Annotated in this window: 15 protein-coding genes; 1 reads left to right on the top strand and 14 read right to left on the bottom strand. The window is 67.6% G+C overall.

Translation table 11 applies throughout. The annotated features are described in order from the left end of the window. Positions 1 to 85: 85 nt before the first annotated feature. Complete coding sequence (locus RZV17_RS03845; RefSeq protein WP_123137447.1) at positions 86 to 814, top strand: UTRA domain-containing protein; 729 nt, start codon at positions 86 to 88, stop codon at positions 812 to 814. Between the two features lie 334 nt (positions 815 to 1,148). Here the strand turns inward: RZV17_RS03845 and RZV17_RS03840 are convergent, their stop codons facing one another. The 14 genes from RZV17_RS03840 to RZV17_RS03775 all read right to left on the bottom strand — a co-directional run bounded on the left by RZV17_RS03840 (position 1,149) and on the right by RZV17_RS03775 (position 22,908). Continuing rightward, a complete protein-coding gene (locus RZV17_RS03840) occupies positions 1,149 to 1,988 on the bottom strand; it encodes a glycosyltransferase (protein ID WP_179453672.1) in 840 nt (279 codons plus the stop codon). Further along, positions 1,985 to 4,282, bottom strand: coding sequence for a type II secretion system secretin GspD (gene gspD, locus RZV17_RS03835; RefSeq protein WP_355607371.1), 2,298 nt, complete (start codon positions 4,280 to 4,282; stop codon positions 1,985 to 1,987). Before gspD ends, RZV17_RS03840 begins: the two co-directional genes overlap by 4 nt. After that, entirely contained in the window at positions 4,279 to 5,076 is a 798-nt protein-coding gene (gene xpsN, locus RZV17_RS03830) for a type II secretion system protein XpsN (protein ID WP_039408320.1), read from the bottom strand. The genes gspD and xpsN overlap by 4 nt, the downstream gene beginning before the upstream one ends. Beyond that, positions 5,066 to 5,713, bottom strand: coding sequence for a type II secretion system protein GspM (gene gspM, locus RZV17_RS03825; RefSeq protein ID WP_039566153.1), 648 nt, complete (start codon positions 5,711 to 5,713; stop codon positions 5,066 to 5,068). The genes xpsN and gspM overlap by 11 nt, the downstream gene beginning before the upstream one ends. After that, the gene (locus tag RZV17_RS03820) at positions 5,697 to 6,818 is read right to left on the bottom strand and encodes a PilN domain-containing protein (protein ID WP_039408326.1); all 1,122 of its coding nucleotides are present in this window, start codon (positions 6,816 to 6,818) and stop codon (positions 5,697 to 5,699) included. The genes gspM and RZV17_RS03820 overlap by 17 nt, the downstream gene beginning before the upstream one ends. Then, positions 6,815 to 7,666, bottom strand: a complete 852-nt coding sequence (locus tag RZV17_RS03815; RefSeq protein ID WP_355607367.1) for a type II secretion system minor pseudopilin GspK — start codon at positions 7,664 to 7,666, stop codon at positions 6,815 to 6,817. Before RZV17_RS03815 ends, RZV17_RS03820 begins: the two co-directional genes overlap by 4 nt. Continuing rightward, complete coding sequence (locus RZV17_RS03810) at positions 7,663 to 8,298, bottom strand: type II secretion system protein J (protein WP_104579104.1); 636 nt, start codon at positions 8,296 to 8,298, stop codon at positions 7,663 to 7,665. The genes RZV17_RS03815 and RZV17_RS03810 overlap by 4 nt, the downstream gene beginning before the upstream one ends. Beyond that, on the bottom strand, positions 8,298 to 8,711 hold the full coding sequence (locus RZV17_RS03805; protein WP_047697702.1) for a prepilin-type N-terminal cleavage/methylation domain-containing protein: 414 nt from the start codon (positions 8,709 to 8,711) through the stop codon (positions 8,298 to 8,300). Before RZV17_RS03805 ends, RZV17_RS03810 begins: the two co-directional genes overlap by 1 nt. Continuing rightward, positions 8,708 to 9,217, bottom strand: a complete 510-nt coding sequence (locus tag RZV17_RS03800) for a GspH/FimT family pseudopilin (protein ID WP_166752475.1) — start codon at positions 9,215 to 9,217, stop codon at positions 8,708 to 8,710. The genes RZV17_RS03805 and RZV17_RS03800 overlap by 4 nt, the downstream gene beginning before the upstream one ends. Before the next feature lie 9 nt (positions 9,218 to 9,226). After that, positions 9,227 to 9,658 carry a type II secretion system major pseudopilin GspG gene (gspG, locus tag RZV17_RS03795; RefSeq protein WP_039408341.1) on the bottom strand — a complete coding sequence of 144 codons (432 nt, stop codon included), beginning with the start codon at positions 9,656 to 9,658 and terminating at the stop codon, positions 9,227 to 9,229. Positions 9,659 to 9,886: 228 nt separating this feature from the next. Next, positions 9,887 to 11,104: a type II secretion system F family protein gene (locus RZV17_RS03790; protein ID WP_047697704.1), complete on the bottom strand. Its 1,218-nt coding sequence runs from the start codon at positions 11,102 to 11,104 to the stop codon at positions 9,887 to 9,889. 265 nt (positions 11,105 to 11,369) lie between these two features. After that, positions 11,370 to 13,097 carry a type II secretion system ATPase GspE gene (gspE, locus tag RZV17_RS03785; RefSeq protein ID WP_047697705.1) on the bottom strand — a complete coding sequence of 576 codons (1,728 nt, stop codon included), beginning with the start codon at positions 13,095 to 13,097 and terminating at the stop codon, positions 11,370 to 11,372. Between the two features lie 130 nt (positions 13,098 to 13,227). Further along, complete coding sequence (locus RZV17_RS03780) at positions 13,228 to 15,111, bottom strand: S8 family peptidase (protein WP_047697706.1); 1,884 nt, start codon at positions 15,109 to 15,111, stop codon at positions 13,228 to 13,230. 237 nt (positions 15,112 to 15,348) lie between these two features. Continuing rightward, positions 15,349 to 22,908 carry an ESPR-type extended signal peptide-containing protein gene (locus RZV17_RS03775; protein ID WP_355607360.1) on the bottom strand — a complete coding sequence of 2,520 codons (7,560 nt, stop codon included), beginning with the start codon at positions 22,906 to 22,908 and terminating at the stop codon, positions 15,349 to 15,351. Between the last annotated feature and the right edge of the window lie 333 nt (positions 22,909 to 23,241).

The following is a 23,241-nucleotide window of genomic DNA, read 5'->3' as shown; positions in this document are numbered from 1 at the left end:
GCGTTCTTCTTTACCATCGGCGCATGCACGACTTTCAGCCTGTTGCCTTACCGATGCGTCAACTCCTTGCCGGGCGGCACGCCGCATGAGCGCCTCGCGCCAGCACGCCATCACCGAGATCATCTCCGCGCAGATCGCTGCCGGCGAATGGGGCCCTGACCAGCGCCTGCCGGTGGAGCGCGAACTCGCCGAGCGGTTCGGCTGCACCCGCATCACCTTGCGTGAGGCCCTGCAGCAACTGGAAGCGCAGGGACGCATCTACCGCGAAAACCGCCGCGGTTGGTTCGTCAGCGCGCCACGCGTGCGTTACGACCCCACCAGCATTGCCGGCTTCATGCAGTACGTGGCCGCGCAAGGGCGCAAGCCGCGTACCGAGCTGCTCAGTGCGACCCGGCAACCGGCCGGCGCCGCCTTCGCCGCCGCGCTGCGCCTGGCGTCGCCCTACGAGGATGTCTTCGTGCTGCAGCGCCGGCGCTGGATCGACCGCCGCGCGGTGCTGCTGGAAACCAATGTGGTGCTTGCAGCGTGGGCGCCGGGCCTGCTGGAACACGATCTGGCCGGCTCGCTGTCAAGCGTGTTCAACCAGAAACTGGGGCTGTTCCTGAGCCGTGCGCAGGTGTCGATGCATCCGGCCGGCCTGGATGCCACCCAGGCGCTGCTGCTGCAGTCCACCACCGGCACACCTTGTTTTCGACTGCAACGCATCAGCTTCGCCGAAGACGGCCGCGCGGTGGAACTGGATATCGAATCCTGGCGTCACGATGCGCTGGATGTGGTGGTGCGGACCGATGCGCCGACGCGGGATGCGCTTTAGCGCCGGGATTCGGGATTCGGGATTCGGGATTCGGGATTCGGGAATCGGGAATCGGGAATCGGGAATCGGGAATCGGGAATCGGGAAAAGCATGCGCTGCTATCGGCAGTGTTGCGTGTGTCTTGGTGATTATGGTCTTGCAGCTGACACCAGGCGGCGAGCGGCGCAAATGCGGATCGCTGTGCTGTGTGCTGTACCGGGCAGCAGCTGCGTGTGCTGACCACTGCGCAATGGTTTTGCCCTTGCATCTTCTTGCGTGATCGCGACGTCTCGTCCGTCATCGCGACGTCGCTGCACCACCGCTGGCATGCGTGGAAGGCCTTGATTGCGGACGGCTAGGCGTCGAACAGCATGCGCTGCGGATCGGGGGGCGGCAGTTCGGCCAGCAGCCGGCTCAGCTGTTCGCGTTGCGCACGCAGCGGGTCGTGCATCAGGAAGTTGGCCAGGCGTGCATGCCAGGCCGGCCAACGCGTGGCCAGTGCATCCATGTCGCCATCGGCCGGGCGGCCCTCGTGCGGGGAAGCGACGAAGGCGGTGTCGCACAACACGTTGCGCCAGCCCAGCCCGCCCATGCGCAGGCTGAGGTCCACCAGCGCGGCGTACCACGAGCCGTAACTGCTGGCATCCAGGCCGCCGGTCTTGCGTCGCGCGGTGCCGCGCAACAGCACCGCGTGGCCGACCGCCGAAGGCAGCTCCGGGTGCAACGGCGGCATGGCCGCACAGGCAGCGGCCAACCGTTCCGGTGAGGCCGGCAACGGGTTGAGTTCACCCAGCCGCGGCCAACTGCAGGCTTCGCCCACATTGCTCCATGGCGTGGCCGTGGCGATCGCCGCATCGCGCGCAAAGCACGCGCTCAACTGGCTCAACCAGCCCGGAAATGGGCAGGCATCCACGCCCAACACCACCACATCGGCGTCGCCGCAGGCGCTGAGCATTTCATCCAGATGCGCCACCTCGCCGAGCATGCGTTGGCGACGGGTGTGATGGGCCTGCAATCGAGTGCGTGCCAACCAGTGTTCGATCACCGCACGCCCGCGCGGGCCGGCCTGCGCATCGTCGGCCAGCCACACCCGTGTATCTGCGGGTGTGGCCGCATCCAGTGCACCCAGGCACGCGTCCAGCGCCTCGTCGTCGGTGCCGACCGGCACCAGCACGACGGGCAGTGCCGCACTCATTGCGGCTTCTGGCTGGGTTTCAGCGGCTCCATGGCCTTGAACTTCTGGCCGTATTCGTCGGTGAGATTGCGCGCTTCCTGCGGGTTGCGCACGATCGTGGGAGTGATCAAGACGATGACTTCACGGCGGTTGGTATCTTTATTTTTCTGACCAAACAGGGCGCCGACGACCGGCAACTTGCTGAGAAATGGCACGCCAGCACTGATATCGGTCGTACTGTCGTCGATCAGGCCAGCCAGCATCATCGTGTCACCACTTTGCACTGCCGCCTCGGTTTTGACACGACGCGTATTGATATCGACATTGCAAGCAGCGCTGTTGACGGTGGTTGTGGCTGCTGCCGTACACGCTTGAGGCCGTGCGCCCGGGGTGCTGATTTCCTGCACGATATCCAGGAACACCATGCCGTCCTTGGTGACGCGTGGGCGCACCTTCAGGATCACACCGGTATCGATGTATTGCACCGACGAGAAACTACTGTCGCTGCCCAGGCCAGTATTGATCGACGTGGAATTGATCGGAATGCGTGAGCCAACATTGAGCGTGGCTTCGGCATTGTTTCGCACAAAGACTGACGGTGTCTGCAGCAGTCGCAAATTGGTGACCGTATCCAGGGCACTGATGACTGCCGCAGCATTCTTGCCGAGAAACGTCCAGCCCACGCCGCCGTTGGTGACGGTACCCGAGATGTCGCCCCAGATGCTGCGCCCCGCCGCAGAGGGAAGTCCGGCACCACCAGCCGCCGTTGCAGCATTGACCGCGTTCTCGAAGTACCAGTTGACGCCGTACTGAAGCTCACCCGTCAAATTCACCTCAGCCACCTGCGCCTCGATATGCACCTGCATCGGCATCACGTCGAGTTTCTCGATGACATCGCGGATGGACGTCCATGCCTGCGGGGTGGAGCGCACCAGCAAGGTGTTGGTTTCGGCCACTGCCGATACGCCGACCTTGTCGCCTTGCACTTCCAGCGTCACCGCGCCATTGCCGTTGCTGCGCGGCGACAGCTGCAAGCTGCCGTTGCCCAGGCCGCCGCTACCGCTGCTGCCGCCACCCATGCCGCTGCTACCGCCGAAGCTGCCCGAACCGCTGCCATCGCCGCTTTCGCCGACGCTGCCACCAGTCAGGCCGGAGCTGCCGCCCATCGTGCTGTCGCGATTACCCAGCTGGCCGCCGAGCACGCTGCTCTCGGCGCCCGGCGCCAGCGAGGCATTGGAATCGCCACCGCTACTGCGGCCGCCGAACACTTCCGACAACCGATCGGCCAGGTCCTTGGCCTTGATGTATTTCAACTCGTACGAAAACAGCCGCACGCCGCCGCCGGCGCTGTCGATACGGTCCAGCCACTGCTGGATCTGGTCCAGGTAGCGCGGCTGCGGCGTGATCACCAGCACGGCGTTGGCGTTCTCCAGCGGCATGAAACGGAACATGCCGGCGCTGGGCGTCTTGCTCTGTTCGCCGAACACCTTTTCCAGATCTGCAGAGACCTTCTCGGCCTTGCCGGACTGGATCGGGAACACGCCTACCGACATGCCAGACAACCAGTCCACGTCGAAGATCTGCACGGTGCGCAGATAGTTTTCCAGCTCGGCGCGGGTACCACCGAGGGTGATGACGTTGCGTGCCGGGTCGGTACCGACGATGGCATTCGGCCGTGCGTACGGCTCGAGCACTTTCTTCATTTCGCTGGCGGAAATGAACTTCAACGGCACCACGCGCACTTCGAACCCGCGCGCGGCCGACGGCGATGCGGTGCTGGGCGCGACGGTGCCGGCCAGTGCCTGGTCGGCCGGCACGATGTTGTAGCGGCCACCGCTGAACACCATGCGCGCGTTGTTCCAGCCCAGCACCATTTCCAGCAGATTCAGCGCCTGCGCGGGCGAGACCGGGTTGGGCGTGGCCAGGGTCACGGTGCCCTGCACGCCCGGCGCGATGACGTAGTTCTGCCCGAGCATGTCGCCCAGGATTGCCTTGACCACGGCCTGCACCGATTCGCCTTCGAAATTGAAGGTGGCGCTGCCGCTGCTGGCCATGCCGAGCGTGGGCGCCGGCGCGCCAGCGGCACTCTGGTTGATCATGGTGCCGCTGCCGCGGCGGATCACCGGGCTTGGCTTGGCGTTGGCATCGCCGTCGGCGCGCTGTTCGGCGGGAGTCTGGGTGGCGCCGGCAGCGCCGACTTGCGGGTCCAGGCGCGCGTTGCGGCGCACGTCCGGTGGCGGAGTGGTGGCGCAACCGGCCAGCAGGCCAATCAGCAGGGACACGGGAAACAGGCGCGGCGTCATGCGTTCACTCATTGGGTCTGACCGGGGGTAGAGCCGCTCTGGCGCTGCTGTTGCAGCTGGCGGCGTCGGGCTTCGATGCGTTCGCGGATGGCACGCATCTGATCGTCGGAGGGGCGTGGGGCTTCCTGGGCGCCATCGCTGCGCTGCGGCGGCACCGTGGGCGGGGCCTGCCCGCCGGGCTGCTGCTGCGGCGGGGTGGCCGGCTGCGGCTGCGGCGGTTGCGCCGTGGCGGCAGGATCGGCTGCGTCGGGCGAGGGCAACGGCGGGGTGGCGCCCGCAGCCCCGCGCGCGGCGGCATTGGCGGTGGGCGGCTGCCCGCCCTGGCCGTTGAACACGTGCAGTTCCAGGGTCTGGGTGCCGCCGGGGCCTTCGATGGTGGCACTGCGCGGCTGCAGGGCCAGCAGGCGCCAGCCCTTGACCGCGTCGCCGCCGAGCTGCACGCGCACCGAATCCTGCGGGTCCAGGGTCAACGTGGCCATCTTGAAGTTTTCCGTCAGCAGCACGCCGGTCAGGCGCACCGTCGAGGCCGCGCCGCTGCCATCGTTGCCGGACAGGAAGAACGGATGCGGCAGGCGGTCCTCGGCGAAGGCCGGGTGCGCGGCGATCTCCGAATACTTCTCGAACGCGCCCAGCCGTTCCGGCGCCGGTGCCGGCAACGTGGGCAGGCGCTGCACCAGCGCCGGGTCGTCGGGCAGCAACTCCACGCGCTTGCCCAGGCCGGCCACCGCCAGGATGCACACCAGCAGCGCCCAGCCGACCACGGTGGCCAGCAACCAGGTGCGTAAACCGATCAGGTCAAGGCGCATTGCTGGCCTCCCCGGCGGCGGCGGGCGCGGCATCGGTGTTCAACGGTGCGGCACTGGCGCCGGGACGCAGGTAGCCGGCCAGTTCGAAGGCGATATCCAGCCCGTTGCCGCTTTCGTTGGGAGAGAGTTGGTAGCGCTGCGCCATGACATTGAGGTTGTCCACGAACAGCCGCGGCGTGCCGTTTTCCAGGCTGTACAACACCGAGGCCAGCTCCGGCGTGCCGCAGCGCAGGCGCACCTGCACGGCTACGCGGGTGAAACGGTCCTTGCTCTCCGGCTGCAGCGGCGAGCGGTTGCTGATGGCGCAACTGCGGTTGCCGGGGCTGGCTTCCACCACCGCGCGTTCCAGCCGCTGCACCAACCCTGCCGAGGCCAGCTCGGCGGAGGTTTCCGGCAGGAAGCCCGGGCGGCTTTCCAGCGTCTGGCGTGCCTGCCGCAGCCGCTTGCTGACTTCCGGCGCCTGCTGCAGCTGCACGCGCACGCGCAGTTCGCGCTCGCGCAGCGATTGCAGGTCGTCCTGCACGGCGATCATCGGCTGGGTGAACCACGGGTGCACCAGCACCAGATACGCCACGCCCAGCACCAGCAGCAACAACCCCAAAGCGATCCAGCGATCGCGCTTAACGCTGCGTGGCATCGGCCGCCTCCTTGGCGTCGGGGCCGGCCAGCTCGGCGGTGATGGTGAAGCGGTCGACGTTGCGACCGGCATCGCTCTGCAGCACGCCGGTCAGCGAGGGCGTGCGCCACAACGGCGAGCCTTCCAGACGGCGCACCAGCGAGGAGGCTTCGTTGCTCAAGCCGATCAACTGCAATTGCCCGCCTTCGACCGAGAATTTTTCCAGATAGGTACCACCGGGCAGACGCCGGCTCAGCTCGTCCCAGATTTCCACCGAGGTCGGACGCGTGGCGCGCTGTTTCTGGAAGAAGTTGGCGCCTTCGACCAGGTCCATCAGTTGCTGCCGTTCGGCGGCCACCTGGCGCGCACGCGCGGCATTGGCCTGCACCTTGGCGCGCAGGTCGTCGGCCGCCTGACGGCGGTTGTCCAGCAGCAACCAGCCGGCCACCGCCAGCAACACCAGCGCGGTGGCGGCAAGCATCAGGTTCCAGCGCTGCATGGGGTCGCTGCGCCGCAGCCGGCGCGCCGGCGGCAGCAGGTTCACCCCCAGCGGCACGCCCTGGGTGTCGGCCACGTCGATGCCGGACAACGCGCTGGTCCAGGCATCGGGCACGCCGGCCGGGCCGTCGATCATGCGCCGCGGCACCACCACCAGTTCGGCATCGAGCTGGCCGTCTTCGCGCACGTCGAGCACGCGCGCATCGAAATACACCTGGTCGGCCGTGAACGGGGTCTGCCGGTCGATCTCGAAACGCGCCACGTCCTGCAGGCGTGCGGCGGCGGCGGCCGGCAGCCGCAATGGGCGCCGCAGCGCATGCGCCGACGGCAGCAGCCAATGCCGCGGCAACCCATCCAGCGCACTCGGCAGCACGGCGTTGACTTCCTGCGGCTGCACCGGCCACGGCAGGCTGGCGACGGCCTCGCGGCTATGGTCGCGCTGGCGCAGCAACTGCAAGGTATCGCCATCGAGCTGCAACAACAGGCGTGCCTGCGACAGACCCAACTGCCACTGCCACCGTTGCGGCAGCCAGGCCAGCAGCGATTGTTGCCACCAACGCCAGAAGCCTCCGGCTCCCGGCATGGCGCGTACGCCGATACGACCCAAGGTATCCCGCCATGCGGTCATTGCACTGCTGCTCCCTCTTCCCAACGCAACACGGTGTAGGCCGATCCCGGTACTGCGGACGCGCTGGTGGACACGACCGCCCGCAACACAGCCTCGCGTCCCTGACTCAGTCGCGCCCGGCTCTCGATACTATAAGTGTCAGACCCACCGACCGTCGCCTCGCTGCCCGGCAAACCCAGCGGCGCGTCACGCTGCGCCAGTAGTTGCCGCGCATCCAGGCCCATTGCGGTCAACACCGGGCCGGGCGCAAAGCGCGCTTCGGGGCGCGAGCGGCCGCTGTACAGCGTGAGGTTGGGCAGCAGCTTGCGATACAACTCGCTGTCCATGCCCAGCACCAGCCGCAGTTCGCCCAGGGTTTCGAAGGGGCTGTCCTTTGCGCCGTACGGCAGGCCGGCGTCGGCATAGTCGCGGTCTTCGGCGCCACCACCGGGCTGGCTCAGCGAGTCGCCATCGCGCCAATCGACGATCGCACCGGCAATGCGCGTGCCGCGGCCCTGTTCGCCGCCCACCGCACGCACCAGCCCGGCCAGCAGCGCCGGCTCGGCCATGTTCAGATCCACCTTGCCGCTTTCGTCAGTGACGCGGATCTCCACCGTGGCATCGTCCAGCTGCCAACGATAGCGCCGGCCGTCTGCGCGCCAGCGTGCCTGGGCATCGGTGCTTTGCAAGCGCGAAAGTGCGTATTCCAGGCCAGCACGCGCGTATTCCTGCGCCTGCGCGCCGTTGCGCAGCATGCTGCCCTGCAACGCTTCCACGCGTGCGGTGAGCGCGAACGCACCGATCATCGCGGTGAGCAGGGCAATCAGCCACAACACCAGCACCAGCGCCGCGCCGCGCGTCCGGCTCATTGCCCTGCTCCGGGGTTGCTGGATTGCGGCAACGCCACCACCAGCGACGGCCATGCCGCATCGCCGCTGCGGATGTCGATGCGCACCAGCAGCGGCAGGCGGTCGTGCCATTCCCACTGCGGCAACCACGCGCTCAGGCGGCCGGTCTGCGGGTCCATGCCGCGATAGCGGAAGCTCACCTGCTGCACGTCCTGCGCCAGCGGCTCTGGCGGCAGCGCACTGCCCTCTTCGATCGACTTGCCCGACTGCAGCATGGTCAGGGCAATCTGCAAGGTGCGCTGCTCGCCGTCGCCGACCACCGACAGGTCATGCAGATACGGGCCGCCGCGCCCCAGGTAATCCGGCACGTCGGCGGCAAAGCGCATGCGCTGCGGCTCGCCGACAAACAGCATCGGCTGCTGGCTCTGCGGGTCGATGCTCATCGCCAGCGGCAACGCGGCCGCCAGACGGCGGCGCAGGAATTCTTCCACCGCGCGCACGCGCTCGCTGCGCTGGGCAATCGCCTCGCCGCGCTGACTCACTGCGCTGGCCGAGCGCAGCGTGGCAAAGGCCAGCGCCAGGCCGCCAACCAGCAGCATGGTGGCCAGCAGCACCTCGATCAGGGTGAACCCTGCACTGCGCGAACGGCGCATCAGGCGCCGTCCTGCGCGGTGGCGGCCACCAGCCGCAAGGTGCGCCACTGCAGCATCTGATTGGGCTGCTCGCCCCAGCGCACCACCAGGGTCAGTTGCAGCAGCTTGTGCGCGCCCGGCGCGACCGGCGCCTGCGGGTTGCGCCGCGGTTCGTCGTACGGGCGCACATCCATCGACCAGCGGAAATGCCCGTTCTCGAAGCTGCCCTGCTGCTGCTCGGGCACCAGCGGCTTGTCCATGCCCTGCAGGGCGAGCAACGATTGCGCGTGCAGCGTGGCGCGGGTGCTGTCGTCGGCCGCACGCACCTGCCGCGCCGCACCCGACAACGATCCCAGCAACAGGCTCAACGCCAGCGCCAGCAGCGCGAAGGCGACGATCACTTCGATCAGGGTGTAACCGCGCTGGCGCTTCATGGCGACGGCGTCCGCAATGGGCCCGAACGCACCTCGCCGGTGATCCAGCCCACGTCCACGCGCCAGCGCGCGTCCTTGACCTGCAGATCGATGCGGCCGCCGGTGGAGGCGCCGTCGGGAAAGAACTGGATGGCGCCCTGGTCTTCGCGCGACTGCACCTGGCGCGCGCCGGTGAAACGCACCTGCAGCGACGACGGCAGGTCGCCGCGATGGCCGCCGGGGGCTTCCCAACGACGTTGCAGCGGGTCGATCAGGAACCGCTGCGGCGTGCCGGTGGCAATCGCCTGGGTGCGCGTGTAGCGCAGTTGCGAGGCGATCGCCTTGCCGGCGCTGCGCAGGCGCATGCCGTCGATGCCGCCGTTCAATGCCGCGGCCGCGAGCACGCCGGCCATGGCGATCAACGCGATGACCAGCAGCATTTCCAGCAACGATGTGCCACGCGTGCGCGGACGACCAGGGCCGACCATTCCATGCCGATGACGCAACGGCTGACACGCAACGCGCATGGCGAGGGCTTATTGGTACTTGATGTCCGAATCGTAGCTGCTGCCGCCGGGCTTGCCGTCCTTGCCCAGGCTGATCAGATCGAACGGCTGGCCATCGCCGGGCACGCGGTATTCGATGGTATGGCCCCACGGGTCGTTGAGTTCCACCGGCTTGGCGTACGGGCCCAGCCAGCCGCTGCTGCCACCGGGCTGGGTCACCAGGTCATCGAGCTTGCCCGGCAACTTGCCGGTGTCGAGCTGGAAATTCTCGATCTTGCCGGCCAGGGTCTGGATCTGCGACTTGGCCAGATTGGCCTTGCCGCGATCGGCACCACCGAGCACGCGGCTACCGACCAGGGTGAGCACTGCACCGATCAGCACGATGACGATGATGATTTCCAGCAGGCTCATGCCGGCCTGGCCTGCGCGCGACGGACTACGGGTGATGGAGCGCTTGATCATGAACGATTTCCTTGCACGTCGATGAAGGATGCTGCCGCCAACAAAGGACACGGCGGCCATTGCATTGGTTCCCGCATGGGTGTCGTGCGGTCACCGGAAAGTTGTCGTGAAGCCGTTACTGCGGTCAGGGAGCTGTGCATTGCCACCGAAGTGTACGAGCGATACGTACCGATGCCGAGCCCCGCTCGGGTCCGGCTGACGGCGCTGCAGCGATGTTGGTCATTGCGCTCAGCCGATCGCATTGGTGAGGTCATACAGCGGCACCAGCACCGAGATGATGACAAGCCCCACCACCGAGGCCAGCACCAGCGTGATGAAGGGCACCAGTGCCGCCAGTGCGCGATCGATGGCTTGCGCGGTTTCCAGCTCGAAGGTGTCGGCGGTCTTGAGCAACATCGTGTCCAGCGCGCCGGATTCCTCGCCCACCTGGATCATTTGCAGCGCCAAGCGCGGGAAGCGCTTGCCGCGTGCCAGCGACATCGCCAGGCCATGCCCGTTCTTGACGTCGTCGGCCGCAGTGGCCACATCGTCGACCAGCGCCAGGTTGGACATGACATTGCGTGCGATGCCGATGGCTGCCAGCAACGGCACGCCATTGCGCAACAAGGTGCCCAGCGTGCGCGTCAGGCGTGCGGTTTCCAGCCGCGCGATCAGGCTGCCGACCACTTTCTGGCGCAGCAGCCACTCATCCAACGACGCACGAAATGCAGCGTTGCGGCGCTTGCGATCCAGCCATAGCCCAAGCACGCCGGGCACCACGATCAGCACGATCCACCAGTCGCGCACCAACAGGCCGACGCTCAGCACCGCTTGCGTGAACCAGGGCAAGGCCACATCCAGGCTTTCGTACATCTGCGCGAACTGCGGCACCACGTAGCCCAACAGGAACAGCAATGCGCAGCCGACCACCGCCAGCAGGATCGCCGGATAGATCAGCGCGTTGATCACCTTGCCCTTGAGCGCGCGGCTGCGCTCCAGGTAATCGGCCAGGCGTTGCAGGGTGTCCTGCATGCTGCCGCCGGCCTCGCCCGCACGCACCATGTTGATGTACAACTTGGAGAACAGCCCATGCTGGCGTTCCAGCGCCGACGACAGCGGCGCACCGCCACGCACGGTATCGCGGATGTCGCCGATGACGCGCCGGCTTTTTTCGTCTTCGGGCAGATCCATCAGGATCGACAGCGCGCGATCCAGCGGCTGCCCGGCACCGATCAGGGTGGACAGCTGCTGGGTGAACTGCACCAGTGCCGCATTGTCGAACGGCTTCTTGCGCAACAGCATGCGCAGCGATGGCGAGTCGTTCTCGCCGGTGGCCAGGCGTGTTTCCACCGGCAGATGGCCCTGCTCCTGCAGGCGCAACGCCACCTCGGCATCGCTGGACGCTTCCATCTGGCCGTCGAGCATTTCGCCGTGGGCGTCCAGGGCCTTGTAACGGTAGAGGGGCATCAGGAATGACCGGGACCGGGGACCCGGGACACGGGACCCGGGAAACGCAGCACGATGCAGCACTGAGACTTGGCAGCGCGTTGGTCGGCGCATGCGGCCTCACCAACAGCGCCGTTGACGAGGCTGTTCCCGGGTCCCGCCAGCAGCACTCCACTGCCGCACCGAAACGCGCCAGCGCCTTGGTCAGCGAATACGAAGCACCCCAACGCGCCCATGCCTTGGCTGTTCACGGGTCCCCGGTCCCGGGTCCCCGGTCCCGGCCCTCTCACGCATCCTCCGTGACGCGCAGGACTTCTTCGATGGTGGTTTCGCCACGCAGGGCCTTGGACAGGCCGTCTTCGTACATGGTGCGCATGCCGGCCTGGCGTGCGAGTTGTTCGATCTCGCCCATGCCGGCGCGGCGCATCACCGCACGCCGCAGTTCATCGTTCATCACCAGGAACTCGACGATGGTGGTGCGGCCCAGGTAACCGGTGGGTGCGGCGGCGGAGGGGCGCGGGCGATACAGGTAGATCTCGCCCTCCGGCTGCAGGCGGCGCAGATCGAACTTGTCGATCTCCTCCGGCGATGCGGCATAGCGTTCGGCATTGGCCAGGTCGAGTTTGCGAACCAGCCGCTGGGCCAGGATGCCGTTGATGGTGGAGGTCAGCAGGTAATCTTCCACGCCCATGTCCAGCAGGCGGGTGATGCCGCCGGCGGCGTTGTTGGTGTGCAACGTGGAGAGCACCAGGTGGCCGGTGAGCGCGGACTGGATCGCGATACGCGCGGTCTCCAGATCACGCATTTCGCCGATCATGATGATGTCCGGGTCCTGGCGCACGATGCTGCGCAGCGCATTGGCGAAATCCAGCCCGATCTGCGGCTTGGCCTGAATCTGGTTGATGCCTTCGATCTGGTATTCCACCGGGTCTTCGACGGTGATGATCTTGACGTCGGAGGTATTGAGCTGGCTCAACGCGGTGTACAGCGTGGTGGTCTTGCCCGAGCCGGTGGGGCCGGTGACCAGCATGATGCCGTGCGGCTGCTCCAGCACCTTGCGGAACTGCGGCAGAAACTCTTCGGTGAAGCCCAGCTTGTAGAAGTCGAACACCACCGTTTCGCGATCGAGCAGGCGCATCACCACGCTTTCGCCATGCGCGGTGGGCACGGTGCTGACGCGCAGGTCCAGCTCCTTGCCCTGCACGCGCAACATGATGCGGCCGTCCTGCGGCAGGCGACGCTCGGCGATATTGAGCTTGGCCATGATCTTGATGCGGCTAATCACCGCGGCAGTGAGCTTGGCTGGCGGGCTCTCGCCCTCCACCAGCACGCCATCGACGCGGTAACGCACCTTGAGCCGGCTTTCGAACGGTTCGATATGGATGTCGGAGGCGCGCAGTTCCACCGCGTGCTGGATCACCAGGTTCACCAGCCGGATCACCGGCGCTTCGGAGGCCAGATCACGCAGCGCTTCGATGTCGTCGTTGCTGTTGGCATCGCCATCGGCGGTTTCGACAATGGTGCCCATCGCGCTGCGGCCCTGGCCGTACCAACGCTCGATCAGATCGTCGATTTCCGAACGCAGGCCGACCTGCAGGAACAATGCGCAGCCGGTGGCAAGGCGAACGGCATCCACGGCGTAATCGTCGTAGGGGTCGGCGATCCACAGCTCCAGCCGGCCATCGCGTTCGCCCACCGGGCACAGATGAAATTGCTTGAGGAAGCGCAGCGACAGGCCCTGTACGTCCGGCAGCATTTCCGGCGGGGTATCGCCGAGTTGGCGCGCATCCACCAACGGCAGGCCGAGCACATCGGCGCAAGTCTCTGCGTGATCGCGTTCGGACACCAGGCCCAGACGGCCGAGCAGGGCCAGCAGACCCATGCCTGACTCGGCCTGCAACTGGCGCGCGCGCAGCAGGTCGGAGTCTTTCAGACGACGGCGTTCAAGCAGTGCTTCGACGATGCGCGTTTCGGCACTTCGCTGCTCAATTGGATCGACGGCAACCGCGTTCACACTCGTCTCCACTGGTCCGGCGCCGACTGTAGCAGTTTGCCGCGACGATCAACCGCACGCATCTGAATCCCCCTGAAAAACGATGCCCCCGGTGATGAGCCGGGGGCATCGGTCACACTATTGCATGCGCTTACTGTCGCGCAACGAGCGTCACCTTCGCATAGGCCGACGCACCCACCAACTTGATGTAGTAGGTGCCTGCCTTGGGCGCGGTGAAGCGCACCGTTTCGCTGTTGCCGGGGCGGGTCGACTTGGCATCGAAGCTGGTGGCGCTGGGCTCGGCTTCATGGCTGACGTACAGCGAGACATCGCCGGTGCCGCCATAGGTCATGAAGCTCAGCACGGCGCCGGCCTTGGCCTCGAAGCTGTACAGCGTGGCGCTGCCGGCAGTGCCGCTCAGGCCGGTCACCGGCACCTTGTTGGTCAGGGCGATGGCGGTCGGCGCGCAGCTCTCGGTGGACGGGTCGCACGGCTCCACCAGCACCGCTTCCAGCGCGGCCTTGGCATCGACGATGCCGCTGCCGATCGGGGTGCTGGCTGGCGGGGTCACCGGGAAACGGCGGCTGGTCTGCTTGAGCAGGGCTTCCACCGCGGCCGGGGTCAACGGGCCATCGCCCAGACCGATGGACGCGCTCTGCACCAGCGCCACGACGCCGGCCACGTGCGGGGACGCCATCGAGGTGCCGCCCATTCCCATATAGATGTAGGAACCGGAGGTCGGCGTGGTCGCACCGTCGTAGCCGGCCTGCCAGATGTAGCCGCCCGGATTGCCGTCCACGCTGCCACCGCCACCCGGGCCGGACAGGTCGACCTTGCTGCCGTAGTTGGAGTAATAGGTGATGCCGCCAGTGATGCGCGTGGCGCCCACGGTAATGGTGTTGTTGCAGCTGGCCGGCGAATGGTTGGCTGCATCTTCGCCACTGTTGCCGGCCGCCACCACCACGGTGGTGCCGCGCGAGACCGCGCCATTGATCGCCAGCTGGGTGGCCGAGTCGCACGGCTCGCCGCCGCCCAGGCTCATGTTGATCACTTCGGCCGGATTGGTGTTGGCCGGCACGCCTTCGACGGTGCCGCCGGACGCCCACACGATGGCGTCGGCGATGTCGGAGGTGTAGCCGCCGCAACGGCCGAGCACGCGCACCGGCAGGATGGTCGCCTTCGGCGCCACGCCGGCCATGCCGATGCCGTTATTGGTGGCCTCGGCCACGGTGCCCGAGACATGGGTGCCGTGCCAGGAGCTTTCCTGTGCCACCGAGCCGGTGTAGCAGACGTTGTCGGCCTCTTCCCAGTCGCCGTAGTCCAGCGCGCCCGGCACGCGGGCATCGGTCGGGCGGCGCGAGACTTCTGCGTCGGTGATGAAGTCGTAGCCCTGCAGCAGGTTGCCGGCAAAGTCCGGGTGGCCCGGCAGGATGCCGGTGTCCAGCACTGCCACCACCACGCCGGCGCCCTGCGACAGGTCCCATGCCGCCGGCGCATTGATGCCGCCAGTCGGGTTGCTCAGGTGCCACTGGTACTGCGCGTACAGCGGGTCGTTGGGCACCAGTTGCGGGCTCACGTCGGTGGCCGGCACGTTCTTCTGGATGTCGATCGGACGCAGCATGCGGTCGATCTGCACGTCGGCCACGGACGGGTCGTTCTTCAGCTCCACCACCACATTGTTCACCTGTGCGGCAGTCAGCGTGCTGGACAGCCTGATCAGGTCCGAACCGATGCCCAGCTTGCGCACATACGTCGCCTTGGCAGCGGCGGCAGCGCTGCGTGCGCCGGTGCTGGCGCCCACGCGGCCGACAGCGGCCTGCACGGCATTGAGCTTGCTGCTGCGATCGGTCGCAGCGGCAGTGTTGTCCTTGTAGCGCACGATCAGGCGGCTACTGAATGCGGCGCCGGCCGGAGCTGCCTGGGTCGGTTCCTTGACCAGCAGTTTCGGTGCGGCAGCCAGGGTGCCGGATGCACCCAGGGCCATCATCAGGATGGCGCCAGTCAGCGGGGTGAGGCGGAAGGTCTTGTCGATCACGGTGAAATCCTCTTCGTGTTTTTCGTGAATCAGGCTTGGAACGACGTCGGCAACGGCGCGCAGCCGTCAAACGGCCTGCGCTGTTGCTGTGGATCGCTCCTGGTACGGCCATCACTCCATGCGAATCCGTTGGCTGGCCTAGCCACGGTCCTTGCCCGCCCCCTCAGGCCTTGCCTTGCCGCGGCGGCGCATGTGCGCGCCGCCGCGTGTGATGCAACTGCGCGTGCGTGTGCCGCGTTACCAGCCGAAACCGGCACCCACGCCGATCGAGCTGTCGTCGCCGCTGAGCGCACCGCCCACCGTCAACGTGGCGCGCGGGCTGATCGCACGCTGGTAGCCCACCGACAACGCCGATTCGCCGTTCTGGAACCCCACACCGGCACCGATGCGGTTCTGCGACGCGATACCCGCCACGCTGGCGGACATGTTCAACATCGCCGAGCTCATCGCGCCCTGACGGTCCAGGCGACGGTTCTGCCGACGCAGGCGGTCTTCGATATCGCCCTGGTAGCTTTCGAAGCTGTCGGCCATCGCGCTGTAGCGGCTGTCGGTGTAGCTGTTGGCCGCCGCAACCCCGCTGTCCAGCTGCCCCTTGTTCACTGCATCGGTGGCGCGCACGCCGGCCGCCACATTGGCCACCTGACGCTCGCCGCCGACGCTGCCCACCGACACCGTGTTGGCACGATCGGCCACCGAGCCCTGCCCCAGGGCCACCGCGCCCTGCGCACTGGCACGTGCGCCCTGGCCGATCGCCGTGCCGGAGGCCGCGCTGACCTGCGCGCCCTCGCCCATCGCCACCGCATTGGTGGCCACCGCGGCAATCTGCGTGTTGGCGCCCACCGCCGTGCTGCCATCGGCATTGACGCGTGCATTGCTGCCGATCGCCGTGTCGTTGGGACCATGCGCATACGCGCTGCCGCCAATTGCAGTACCGGTGACGTGGTTGGCCACCGCAGCAGTGCCGACCGCCGTGGACGTTGCCGACGGCGTGATGCTGCCGACCACGGCAGCGGTGGGCGTGCCCTGCACGCCGCTCGTCGCCGTGGAGGCGCTCACGTTGCCGGCCGCATCGCTTGTGACAGTTGCGGCAACCGCAGGCACCGTTGCGGCCCGCAGCGACGCGGTGCCGGCCGTCGTGCCGGCAACCGCGCTGCCACCACGTGCATCCAGTTCGGTGACCTTGCTGTCCAGCGCAGTCAACGCCGCGCCCACGTTGTTGTAGCTGGCGCCCTGGATCACGTAGGTCGGCGCAACGAACACGCCCTGCGCGCCGATCGCCGCACCGCCGCCAAGGAAGCTGGCCGCATTGCTCAACGACTGGAACAGCTGGCCACCGTTGATGGCATCGGTGCTGGCATCGGCAATCGCACCGGCGCCCACATTGACGATGCGGCGCGTGGCCGGACCGCCGCGCCCATTGCCGCTACCCACCGACACCGTGTTGGCGTCGTAGGTGCGCGAGCCCGAGCCCAACGCCACCGAATGGGCGCCACTGGCACCGGCGTTGGCACCCAATGCCACGGCATTGCTGCCGCTTTCGCGCACGAAGGAGTTGTAGCCCAGCGCCACGCCGTTTTCGCCGATGGAACTGGTCTGACGGCCCATCGCGGTGCTGTTCACGCCGCTGGCGCTGCTGTCCACGCCCATCGCGCTGGCGCCGGTGGCCGACGCGCGGCTGCCGGAGGCAATGGCCACACTGCGTGCACCACTGGCAGTGGCGCCCGCACCCGCAGCGGTCGCGCGGTCACCGGTTGCCACGGCCACGCCGTCGCCGGTGGTCTTGACCATGCCGCTGGTGGTTTGCACATCGGCCGCCAATGCATCCAGCTGGCCCTTGTTGACCGCATCGCTGGCGGTCTGACCATCGCTGACGTTGACGATGCGGCGCGTGGCCGGACCGCCGCGGCCATTGCCGCTACCGATCGACACCGTGTCGGCTTCATAGGTCCGCGAACCGGAGCCCAACGCCACCGAATCGGCACCGGTTGCACCGGCGTTGGCACCCAGGGCCACGGCATTGCTGCCGCTTTCGCGCACGAAGGAGTTGTAGCCCAGCGCCACGCCGTTTTCGCCGATGGAACTGGTCTGACGGCCCATCGCGGTGCTGTTCACGCCGCTGGCGCTGCTGTCCACGCCCATCGCGCTGGCGCCGGTGGCCGACGCGCTGCTGCCGGAGGCGATGGCCACACTACGTGCGCCTGTGGCGGCGGCGGCCGAGCCGGCAGCGGTGCTGCGCTCGCCGGTCGCCGAGGCCACTGCATCGCCGGTGGTCTTGAACTTGCTGCTGGTGTTCTGCACATCGGCCGTCAGCGCATCGAGCTGGCCCTTGTTGACCGCATCGGTCGCCGCCTGGCCATCGCTGACGTTGACGATGCGGCGCGTGGCCGGACCGCCGCGCCCATTGCCGCTGCCGATCGACACCGTGTCGGCTTCATAGGTACGCGAACCGGAGCCCAGCGCCACCGAATCGGCACCAGTTGCACCGGCGTTGGCACCCAGGGCCACGCCGTTGACCGCGCTCTGGCGCACGAACGAGTTGTAGCCAACCGAGACGGCGTTTTCGCCGATGACGTTGACCTGACGGCCGACGCCGGTGCTGTTTATACCGGTGGCCGATGCATCCACACCGACCACGCTGGCACCGACCGCATCGGCGCGGCTGCCGCCACCCAATGCCAGCGTGTTGTCGGCAAGCGCGGCTGCGCTCTGGCCCAGTGCAGTCGCATTGGCGCCGTCGGCATAGGAATTCCAGCCGATTGCGGTGGTGTAGTCCGCGGTTGCCCACGCACCTGCACCGAAGGCGGCCGCGCCGGTGCCGGACGCACGCGCCGGAATGAACCCGAAGAACGTGCTGCCGCCCACCGCCACGCTTTCGTCGCCGGTGGCTTCGCTGAATTCACCCACGGCCACCGCGCTGGCGCCGGAGGCCAGCGAGGCAGCGCCGACGGCGGTGCTGTAGTCGCTCGAGGCCACTGCGCCGTAGCCCAGTGCCGACGACAGGCGGCCGCTGGATTCGCTGTAGCCACCGAATGCGGCGCTGCCGACATTGGAGGCGGCACTGCGGAAACCCGCAGCGGTCGCCTGGTTGTCGGAGGCCACCGCTTCGCTGCCGAGTGCGGTGGTGTAGGTGGAAATCGCCTGCGCGCCGGCACCGTTCGCGGTGGCGCCGATATCGCTGGCCAATGCGTTGCTGCCGACCGCGCTGCTGTTTTCGCCCACTGCTTGAGCGTTGTTGCCCACCGCTGCCGCGCCGACGCCGCCAGCCAACGCGGCGACGCCAACTGCGGTGGCGTTGTCGACTACTGCCTGCGCCCCTGCGCCCAATGCGGTGGTGCCGGTACCGGTGGCATTGGCGCCCTCGCCTGCCGCCAACGCGTTGTCGCCTTCCACATACGCGCCGGCGTCGCTGTCGTCGCTGCCGCTGGCCTGGAAGTACTTGCTGGTGGCTGCACCGGCTTCGGCAACCGCGGTGAGCTGGTCTAGATTCACCGCATCGGTACCTTGCGTGCCGGCTGCCACGTTGGTGATCTGGCGCTCGTTGCCGGCACTGCCCACCGACACCGCGAAGTCACGATCGGCCACCGAATCGGCGCCCAACGCCACGCTGCTTTCGCCGGTGGATTCGGAGAAATTCCCCAGCGCGGTGCTGTTGAGGCCCGGCGCCCACGCCGCGCCGCCGAGTGCCGTGGAGAAATCGCCGGAGGCTTCGGTCGGCAACAGGCCGAGCACCGCACCGCCGACCGACACGCTGTTGTAGCCACTGGCCACGCTGCCCTGGCCGGCCGCAACGCTGTAGGCGCCGGTGGCGGTTGCATCGCTACCCACGGCCAGCGTGTTGGAACCGCTGGCCGTGCTGAAATTACCCAGCGCGGTGCTGTTGAAACCGCTGGCGGTGGAATAGCCGCCCAAGGCGGTGGTGTAGTTGCCGGTGGCTTCGGCACCGAAGCCGAAGGCCGCCGCACTGGTGCCGTTGGCGACGCTTTCCGCACCGACCGCGGTGGCCGACTCGCCGCTGGCGCTGGCGAAATAGCCCATCGCGGTGGATTCGCTGCCTTGCGCTTCGCTCAACGCGCCGACCGCCAGCGAACCATCGCCATAGGCGCCTGCCGCTGCGCCGAGCGCGGTGCTCTGCGCGCCGGCTGCTTCGCTCTCGCCACCCACGGCCACCGCGTAGTCACCGCTGGCCTGGCTGAAGGCGCCATTGGACACGCTGCCGAAACCGCTGGCCGCGGCGTTGTAACCGGCCGCATTGGCGTACTGCGCCGTGGCGCTGGCACCGCTGCCGATGGCCACCGCACCGATTGCGGTGGCCTGGCTGCCGGCACCGAATGCGCTGCTGTAATCGCCGTCCGCGGTGGCATTGGAACCGGCCGCGGTCGCGTCGTCGCCCTGTGCGAGGGCGGTGCCGTCACCGGTGCCCGCGTACAGGCGCGCGGTATTTTCCGCAGCGCCAGCCACGGCGTTGAGCTGATCGAGATTCACCGCATCGGTGCCCTCGGTGCCGGCCGCAACATTGGCAATCTGGCGCTCGCTGCCGGCCGTGCCCACCGACACCGTGTTGGCGCGATCGGCGACGGCGCCTGCACCCAGCGCAACGCTGTTGTCGGCAGGTGTATACGCACCGCTGCCTAGGCTGACGCTCTGCTCGCCTGAGGCGTTGGATTGCCAGCCCAGCGCGACGCTCTCGGCACCAGGCGCATAGGACTGGCCGCCAATCGACGTGGCGCTTGTACCCGTCGCAAGGGCGTAAGTGCCCAGGGCGACCGAATAGTAGTTGTCTGCCCGCGCATTTGCGCCCAGTGCCACCGACGAATCGTAGATTGCCCGCGCATTTGCGCCCACCGCCGTGCTGTCGCCACCATCAGCCACACTTTCGGTACCGATCGCAGTGTCGCGATCCATCCGCGCCACACTTTCAGCACCGATCGCCGTTGCTCCGCGCCCACTGGCGACGCTAGCGCTACCGACGGTCGTGCTGAAATAACCCGATGCCACGCTGTCGCTACCCAGCGCGGTGGCGTAGTAATCGACGGCGTGGCTATTGTTCCCCACCGCCGTGGCGCCAGCGCCACTGGCGATGGCATAGCCGCCGATGGCCGTGGAGTACGCATCGGCTTGACTGCCCGCGCCGAGCGCAATGCTCTGGTCGCTTTCAGCCTGCGCTCCCCAACCCAGTGCAATGCTGTCATCGCCAGTCGCGCTGGATTGGCCACCGAGCGAAATGGCACGCGGGCCATACGCATTTGCATAGGTGCCCACCGCAATCCCGCCGGTATCGGCCGCAAACGCGTTCGCGCCCACTGCCGTGCTGTCATCGCCGTAGGCCACACTTTCGGTACCGATGGCGGTGCCGCCGTTACCCCATGCCACGCTAGCAAAGCCCAGCGCAGTCGATGCGCTGCCGTTGCCGATGCTTTCGTAACCGATTGCCGTTGCACCACGCCCGTTGGAAATGCTGTTGCCGCCGACGGCAGTGCTGAAATATCCCGATGCATTGCTGTCGCCGCCGAGCGCGGTGGCGTAGTCGTCGCCGGCACTGCTGTTGAAACCGATCGCAGTGGCATTGGCAATGCTGGCGTTGGCATTGCTGCCGACCGCCGTGGTGCCCAGCGCGGAGGCCTGGCTGCCCGCACCGAGCGCAATGGCGTCGTCGCCCGACGCGTTACTGGTGCTACCCAGCGCAACGGTGCGCTCGCCGAAGGCACTGCTGTTTGCGCCGATCGCTGTGGATGCGCTGCCACCGGCGGCGGCATTGGCACCGAAGGCGGCGCTGTCATCGCCGAACGCGACGCTTGCGCCGCCCACGGCCGTACTGGTGTCGCCGAAGGCCACGCTGCCCACACCCAGCGCAGTGGAATCGGCGCCGTTGGCGATGCTTTCGTAACCCAGGGCGGTCGCGCCGCTGGTGGTGGCCTGGCTTGCGCCGCCCACTGCGGTGCTGGACTCGCCCGAAGCGCTGCTGTTGCCGCCGAGCGCGGTGGTGTTTTCGGCGATTGCGGCGCTGTTGAAACCCACCGCCGTAGCGTTGTCGGTGGTGGCATTGGCGCCACTGCCAACGGCGGTTGCGCCCTGCGCAGAGGCCGCGCTGCTCGAACCCAGCGCGGTGCTGTAATCGCTGAAGGCCGATGCGTTGGAACCGGCAGCGACGCTGTCGACGCCTTCTGCAACGGCGGCGCCATCGCCAGTGGCGACAAAGGAACGCGCGGTGGTGGATGCAACGTCGGACACCGCGGTGAGCTGGTCGAGATTCACCGCATCGGTGCCCTCGGTACCAGCGGCCACATTGGTGATCTGACGCTCATCGCCGGCCGCGCCCACCGACACGGTGTTGGCGCGCGTGGCGACCGAGTTGGCACCCAACGCAACCGAGTTGGCGCCGCGTGCAGTGCTGTAGTAGCCGAGCGCGGTGCTGAGTTCGCCGCTGGCCCAGGATTCCGGGCCAACCGCGGTGGCGCCTTCGCCAGGTGCGTAGGCGAAGTAGCCCACGGCGGTGGCTTCGGTGCCGGAGGCTTCGCTGAGCGTGCCGACGGCCGTGGTGTAGGTGCCGGATGCGATCGCACCAGCGCCGAGCGCAGTCGCCGCTTCGCCGCTGGCCTGGGTCTGCACGAAGAAACCCAGGCCGGGGATGAGGTCCACCGGGCCGCCGACAGCGGTGCTGCTGGTGCCGCTGGCGCTGGTCTGCGTGCCCACGGCAGTGGCGTAATCGCCGGCCGCATTGGCCACCGCGCCGAACGCGGACGACTGCGCACCGGCCGCATACGCGCCGACGCCGAACGAGGACGCGGCAAAGCCATCGGCATTGGCGCTGGCGCCAACCGCGGTTCCGCCGACGCCGGCGCTGGTGGCGCCGGTATCGACCGGCACGCCGCCGTTGGTGATCAACGGCTGGCCGTCTTCGTTCACGGCCGCGCCGCCAACGGCCACGCTGGCCGGGCCAGTGGCCTGTGCGTTATGGCCGAAGGCCGCGCTGTTTTGGCCCGATGCCAGTGCATTGAACCCCACTGCCGTTGCGTTCTCGGCCACGGCATTGGCGCCACTGCCCAGCGCGGTGGCGGCGGCGCCCACTGCATTGGCGCCATCGCCTGCAGCCAGGGCGCGCTCGCCTTCGACATAGGCGCCGACGCTGTCTTCGCCCTGGCTTGCCTTGAAGAACGTTGCGGTGTCTTCGGCCACGTCGGCCACGTCGCGCAGCTGCGCGACGTTGACCGCGTCGGTGGCGTTGACGCCCGCGGTGACGTTGGTGATGCGGCGCGTGGCCGGGCCACCGCGGCCGTTGCCGCTGCCCACCGACACCACGTCGTCTTCGTGGGTGCGCGAGCCTGCGCCCAGCGCCACGGAATTTGCACCGGTGACGCCGGCATTGGCGCCCAGCGCCACGCCGTTTTCGCCGGCCTGACGCACGAAACTGTTGTAGCCGATGGCCACGGCGTTTTCGCCGATCGCATTGGTCTGGCGCCCGATCGCGCTGCTGTTCACGCCGCTGGCGCTGCTGTCGGCGCCGGTGGCCACTGCGCCGGTCGCGCTGGCATGGCTGCCTGCGCCGATGGCGGTCGCCTTGGCGGCGGGTGCAGCAGCGCCGCGGCCGACTTCGACCGACTGCGCGGTTGCGGGGAGCGGGGTGACAAGTCCGGCGCCACCCAGCGCCAGGGTGATGGCGGCGGCCAGGGCCAGGCTCTGGCGGCGGTCGATGAGCGAGGCTGGAGCGACGGCTCCGGGGCTGTCACCGCTGGCCAATTCCGATGCCACGGCCCATACGCCCAGTGATTTGTTCCAGACCTTGCGATAAATCCGATTCATCGACGCACGACTCCTGAGTTGTTTGGACTGGTTTTTGGCGAACACCCACCATCGGAAGGCCGTTCGGCCAGGCGATTCCCCGCGGTTGGTTGCGCTATGGACCTTGCGGCGATGGGCGGCTCGCGCCTGCACCCTGGATAGTCAAAAAGTGAACGCTACCCAACCATAGAACTGCGCGAAGTGTTAACAGTCGTCAAATCAGGCGTCAAGTTTTTGACAGAAAGCGAAGATAAGCGCGCATTTGGTCACACTTCTGCTTGCTTTTATTATTTTTTTGATAATTCTTTGGAAAACAGCGACCTAGATCGTGTCTCACGAGACATTCGGATCCTG

The sequence above is a fragment of the Xanthomonas cannabis genome, from assembly GCF_040616535.1.
Taxonomy (GTDB): Bacteria; Pseudomonadota; Gammaproteobacteria; order Xanthomonadales; family Xanthomonadaceae; genus Xanthomonas; species Xanthomonas cannabis.
Note: the sequence above shows the minus strand (reverse complement) of the source record. Positions and strands in the feature narration are given on the sequence as shown.

Excerpts from the sequence above, each read along its gene's own strand:
- RZV17_RS03805 (WP_047697702.1), bottom strand. The coding sequence starts at position 8,711 with ATGAAGCGCCAGCGCGGTTACACCCTGATCGAAGTGATCGTCGCCTTC.
- gspD (WP_355607371.1), bottom strand. The coding sequence starts at position 4,282 with ATGAGTGAACGCATGACGCCGCGCCTGTTTCCCGTGTCCCTGCTGATT.
- RZV17_RS03800 (WP_166752475.1), bottom strand. The coding sequence starts at position 9,217 with ATGCGCGTTGCGTGTCAGCCGTTGCGTCATCGGCATGGAATGGTCGGC.
- RZV17_RS03845 (WP_123137447.1), top strand. The coding sequence starts at position 86 with ATGAGCGCCTCGCGCCAGCACGCCATCACCGAGATCATCTCCGCGCAG.
- RZV17_RS03840 (WP_179453672.1), bottom strand. The coding sequence starts at position 1,988 with ATGAGTGCGGCACTGCCCGTCGTGCTGGTGCCGGTCGGCACCGACGAC.
- xpsN (WP_039408320.1), bottom strand. The coding sequence starts at position 5,076 with ATGCGCCTTGACCTGATCGGTTTACGCACCTGGTTGCTGGCCACCGTG.
- RZV17_RS03810 (WP_104579104.1), bottom strand. The coding sequence starts at position 8,298 with ATGCGCCGTTCGCGCAGTGCAGGGTTCACCCTGATCGAGGTGCTGCTG.
- RZV17_RS03820 (WP_039408326.1), bottom strand. The coding sequence starts at position 6,818 with ATGACCGCATGGCGGGATACCTTGGGTCGTATCGGCGTACGCGCCATG.
- RZV17_RS03775 (WP_355607360.1), bottom strand. The coding sequence starts at position 22,908 with ATGAATCGGATTTATCGCAAGGTCTGGAACAAATCACTGGGCGTATGG.
- gspG (WP_039408341.1), bottom strand. The coding sequence starts at position 9,658 with ATGATCAAGCGCTCCATCACCCGTAGTCCGTCGCGCGCAGGCCAGGCC.
- RZV17_RS03815 (WP_355607367.1), bottom strand. The coding sequence starts at position 7,666 with ATGAGCCGGACGCGCGGCGCGGCGCTGGTGCTGGTGTTGTGGCTGATT.
- RZV17_RS03790 (WP_047697704.1), bottom strand. The coding sequence starts at position 11,104 with ATGCCCCTCTACCGTTACAAGGCCCTGGACGCCCACGGCGAAATGCTC.
- gspM (WP_039566153.1), bottom strand. The coding sequence starts at position 5,713 with ATGCCACGCAGCGTTAAGCGCGATCGCTGGATCGCTTTGGGGTTGTTG.